This is a genomic window from Rhodococcus sp. (in: high G+C Gram-positive bacteria) (assembly GCF_049299235.1).
Taxonomy (GTDB): Bacteria; Actinomycetota; Actinomycetes; order Mycobacteriales; family Mycobacteriaceae; genus Rhodococcus.
This window is the reverse complement of the sequence record NZ_JBAQXC010000209.1, coordinates 1-4893: the sequence shown is the minus strand read 5'-3', so window position 1 is coordinate 4893 and position 4893 is coordinate 1. Positions and strand designations below refer to the sequence as shown.

Annotated in this window: 3 protein-coding genes; 1 reads left to right on the top strand and 2 read right to left on the bottom strand. The window is 67.0% G+C overall.

The features are described 5' to 3' along the window. Both WAX14_RS12290 and uvrA read right to left on the bottom strand, forming a co-directional pair. The coding region (locus WAX14_RS12290; RefSeq protein WP_422628338.1) for a pyruvate kinase at nt 1-682 on the bottom strand (682 nt) is incomplete at its 3' end. A 94-nt stretch (nt 683-776) separates the two neighbouring features. After that, on the bottom strand, nt 777-3701 hold the full coding sequence (gene uvrA, locus WAX14_RS12285) for an excinuclease ABC subunit UvrA (protein ID WP_422628337.1): 2925 nt from the start codon (nt 3699-3701) through the stop codon (nt 777-779). Between the two features lie 197 nt (nt 3702-3898). Here uvrA and WAX14_RS12280 point away from each other — a divergent pair, with 197 nt between their 5' ends. Then, nucleotides 3899-4588, top strand: a complete 690-nt coding sequence (locus WAX14_RS12280) for an MBL fold metallo-hydrolase (RefSeq protein ID WP_422628336.1) — start codon at nt 3899-3901, stop codon at nt 4586-4588. Nucleotides 4589-4893: the final 305 nt, after the last annotated feature.

Here is a 4893-nt window from a genome sequence, read left to right as displayed (position 1 = left end):
GGGCCACGGTGCGGCCGAGCGCGTCGCGTTCCGGTTTGATGTGGACCACCGCCGGTCCCGCCGCGATCGGGCCGGTGCGCAGTTTCGGTCCGCCCAGATCCATCGTGACGGTGACGCGTCGGCCGTGGGCGCGCTCGGCGCGCCGCACGTGCGCGATCATCTGCTCCCACTGCTGTGGGCTGTCGTGCGCGCAATTGATGCGCACCAGTTCGGCGCCTGCCGCGACGATTCGGTCGACGAGGTCGGCGTCGGTGGCCGCCGTGGACGGCAGGGTCACCATGATGCGGGTGCGGCGACCACCCTCCGCGGCGCCGAGCAGCGCGGTCGCATTGCGGTCGAGCAGTCGCGGGCCGTCAACGAATCCGACTGTTGTGGAATCGATGTCGCAATCCGGGAGATCCGCGAGGCGGCCCACCGCGTGGCGGACCGCGTCGATGTTCGCGAGCACGTGCGCCTCGGCGCGACCGAGGGACGACAGGCCGCACTCGGAGAGGTCGGACTGCAGGTCGCGGATGTCGCGCCGGCGCAGCGCCACGTAGTGCGCCAGGTTTTGTGCGCTCGCGCGGTGACTGGGATGGGCTTGCGCCCACCGTTCGTCTGCCGCGGCGGCGGCGACGAGTCCGTCTCGCAACTCGTCGAGGGCGGAGGCGATTGCGGTCAGATCGACAGGCACACCGGTCATGCCGCCAGGCTACGGAGCGCGCGTTTCCCCTTCCTTACGTGCAGTTGAACGGTCCGTCGCGCCGTGGTGCACCGGCGGGGCCATCCGCGGCCGGCTATATGGCGGCCGCCGCCTTCCTCGGGGCACGTTTGCGCGCCGGCTTACGCACCGGTTCCGGCGCGGGCGCGGCGTCGAGCGCCTCGGCGAGGAACCGCCCGGTGTAGCTGGCCTCGGTCGCGGCGATATCTTCCGGTGTGCCTTGACCGACGACGGTGCCGCCCCCCGATCCGCCCTCGGGACCCATGTCGATGACCCAGTCCGCCGTCTTGATGACGTCGAGGTTGTGCTCGATGACGATGACGGTGTTGCCCTTGTCGACGAGCCCGTTGATGACGCCGAGCAGCTTGCGGATGTCTTCGAAGTGCAGACCCGTCGTCGGCTCGTCGAGCACGTACACGGTGCGGCCGCTCGAGCGCTTCTGCAGTTCCGCGGCGAGCTTGACGCGTTGTGCCTCGCCCCCGGACAGGGTGGGCGCGGGCTGTCCGAGCCGCACGTATCCGAGCCCGACGTCCACAAGGGTCTTGAGGTAGCGGTGGATCGAGGTGACCGGCTGGAAGAATTCGGCGGCCTCCTCGATCGGCATGTCGAGCACCTCGGCGATGCTCTTTCCTTTGTAGTGCACCTCGAGTGTCTCGCGGTTGTAGCGGGCACCGTGGCACACCTCGCACGGCACGTACACATCGGGCAGGAAGTTCATCTCGATCTTGAGGGTGCCGTCGCCGGAGCATGCCTCGCAGCGACCGCCCTTGACGTTGAAGGAGAACCTGCCCTGCTGGTAGCCGCGCACCTTGGCCTCGGTGGTCTGCGAGAACAGCGTGCGGATCTTGTCGAAAACGCCCGTGTAGGTCGCCGGGTTCGACCGCGGGGTGCGACCGATCGGTGACTGGTCGACCTGGACGAGCTTGTCGAGTTGGTCGAGACCGTTGACGCGGGTGTGCCGACCCGGCACCTGGCGGGCACCGTTGAGCTTGTTGGCCATCACGGTGGCGAGGATGTCGTTGACCAGCGTGGACTTGCCGGACCCGGATACGCCGGTGACGCTGGTGAGCACGCCGAGCGGGAACGCAACGTCGATGCCGCGCAGGTTGTTCTCCCTCGCCCCGACGACGGTGACCTGACGCTTCCGGTCGATCGGCCGACGTACCGGCGGAACGTCGATGCTTCTGCGCCCGGACAGGTACGCCCCGGTCAGCGATTCGGTGTTGTCCAGCAACTGCTTGTACGTTCCGGCATGCACGACCCGGCCGCCGTGTTCGCCGGCGAACGGACCGATGTCGACGATCCAGTCGGATGCGCGGATGGTGTCCTCGTCGTGTTCGACGACGATCAACGTGTTGCCGAGATCACGTAGCCGCGTGAGGGTTTCGATGAGGCGACGATTGTCGCGCTGATGCAGGCCGATGGACGGTTCGTCGAGGACGTACAGCACACCGACGAGACCCGAGCCGATCTGGGTTGCGAGCCGGATACGTTGCGCCTCACCGCCGGACAGTGTCGCCGCAGCGCGCGAGAGGGTGAGGTATTCGAGGCCGACGTCGAGCAGGAACCCGAGGCGCGACTGCACTTCCTTGAGGACCGAACCGGCGATCGCTTCCTCGCGGGATCCGAGGGTGAGGCTGTTGAGGAACGCGGAGCACTCACCGATCGACAGGTCGCACACCTCGGCGATCGACTTGTGTCCGCCGTCCGCGGAGATCGTCACCGACAGGATCTCCGGCCGCAGGCGTGCGCCGTCGCACGCCGGGCACGGGATGTCGCGCATGAACCCGTCGTACCGTTCCTTCATCTGCTCGGACTCGGTCTGTTCGAGCCTGCGGTGCAGGAACGGCATCACACCTTCGAACTCGGCATAGTACGAGCGCACCCGACCGTAGCGGTTCTTGTACCGGACGTGCACCTGTTCGGTGCTGCCTTCCAGGATCGCCTTGCGCGCCTTGGCCGGCAATTTGTTCCACGGTGTCGACAGATCGAAACCCATGATGTCGCCGAGACCGGACAGCAACCGGCTGAAGTATTCCGAACTCTGGCCCGACGACCACGGTGCGATCGCGCCGTCCTCGAGGGTCGCCTCGGGATCGGGCACCACGAGTTCCGGGTCGACCTCCTTGCGGACACCGAGACCGGTGCATTCCGGGCAGGCCCCGTACGGCGAGTTGAACGAGAACGAGCGGGGCTCGAGATCGTCGATGGACAGCGGGTGCGCGTTCGGGCAGGCGAGTTTCTCCGAGAAGCGACGTTCCCGGTCCGGAGCGTTCTCGTCGCGGTCGACGAAATCGAGCACGACGATCCCCTCGGCGAGGCGAAGCGCCGTCTCGATCGAGTCGGTGAGCCGCTGCTTGGCGGATACCTTGACGGCAAGGCGGTCGACGACCACCTCGATGTCGTGCTTCTCCTGCTTTTTGAGCTTCGGCGGCTCGGTCAGCGGGTACACCACACCGTCGACACGCACGCGCGCGAAGCCCTGCACGGTGAGCTGTTCGAACAGGTCGACGAACTCGCCCTTGCGGGTACGCACGACCGGCGCGAGGACCTGAAACTTCAGGCCCTGCTCCATGTCGAGCACCTGGTCGACGATCTGCTGTGGTGTCTGCCGCGCGATCCGTTCGCCGCAGATCGGGCAGTGCGGGGTGCCCGCGCGTGCATACAGCAGACGCAGGTAGTCGTACACCTCGGTGATGGTGCCGACCGTCGACCGCGGGTTGCGGTTCGTGGATTTCTGGTCGATGGACACCGCCGGGGACAGACCCTCGATGAAGTCGACGTCCGGCTTGTCCATCTGGCCGAGGAACTGGCGTGCGTACGCGGACAGCGATTCGACGTAGCGCCGCTGGCCTTCGGCGAAGATCGTGTCGAACGCGAGGCTCGACTTGCCGGACCCGGACAGTCCGGTGAACACGATGAGACTGTCCCGCGGGAGGTCCACGTTGATTCCGCGCAGGTTGTGCTCCCGTGCGCCCCGCACGATCAGGCGATCCGCCACGCCATGTCCTTCCCTCGGACCCGCGCCCGGTGTGCGCGACAGTCCTGTTGTGTTCCCGGTGAGCCCTGTTGTGTTCCCGGTGAGCCGGTGCCGAATCACGCGACACCGGACTGTGCCATGGTAGGCGCGGCCACCGACAGGTTCTCGTTCACAACCTCCCGACCTCGACAGATGTTCCTCGGCGGTAGCGTGCAGCCATGACGCAGCAGCCTGTGACCATCGACGACCACTACACCGGGGAGGTCTCCCCGGGCGGCCCCGCGCAGCGCCGCGCGATTCCTGGCGCGACCATCGTCAAACTGTCTGTCGGCCCGATGGACAACAACACCTATCTCGTCACCGACACCGCGACCGGCAAGTCGTTGTTCATCGACGCCGCGAACGAACCGGACCTGCTCGTCGGTTATCTCGCCGAGAACGCGCCGAATCTCGAGCTGATCGTCACCACCCACCAGCACTGGGATCACTGGCAGGGTCTCGAGCAGGTCGCCGCGACCACGGGTGCGCCGACGGCAGCGCACCCACTCGACGCCGAGCCGCTTCCCGTCACTCCGGCCCGGATGCTCATGGAGGGCGACACCGTCGACGTCGGCGAACTGTCGTTCGAGGTGCTGCACCTGTCCGGGCACACTCCCGGTTCGATCGCGCTGGTCCTCGAGGAGCAGGGCACCGGCCGGCACCACGTGTTCACCGGCGACTGCCTGTTCCCTGGCGGCATCGGCAAGACCCCCGACCACGAACAGTTCACCGCGTTGCTCGACGATGTGGAGACGAAGCTGTTCGGCCGGTTCGGCGACGACACCGTCGTCTACCCGGGCCACGGCAAGGACTCGACGCTCGGTGCGGAGCGTCCGCACCTCGGCGAGTGGCGGGAACGCGGCTGGTAGCGCACAGGCAGGGGACGCGCCCGCACCATCGGATACGGGTATGCGGGATTCGTGCCGGGATACGCACTCGGGTATCGGACTACTCGTGACTGCCGGTTCTCGGCGTCGGACACTGGGATCTGTCGATCCTGACCGTGTACCGATGGGAGCGCATCATGTGGCGGTTCTCCGGAAAACAGGCTCATCCCAATCGGGGGTGTAGGAGTTGGGGTCTGAAGCCGCCGGTCTCGAGCAGGCTTCGGGCGATGTAGTTGGTCAGGTTGCGGAACCCGAGTGCGGAGCCGCGCAGGTGTTCGAGCCGTCCG

Bases quoted from the DNA above. Each gene is read 5' to 3' on its own strand.
- WAX14_RS12280 (WP_422628336.1), top strand. From the start codon at position 3,899: ATGACGCAGCAGCCTGTGACCATCGACGACCACTACACCGGGGAGGTC.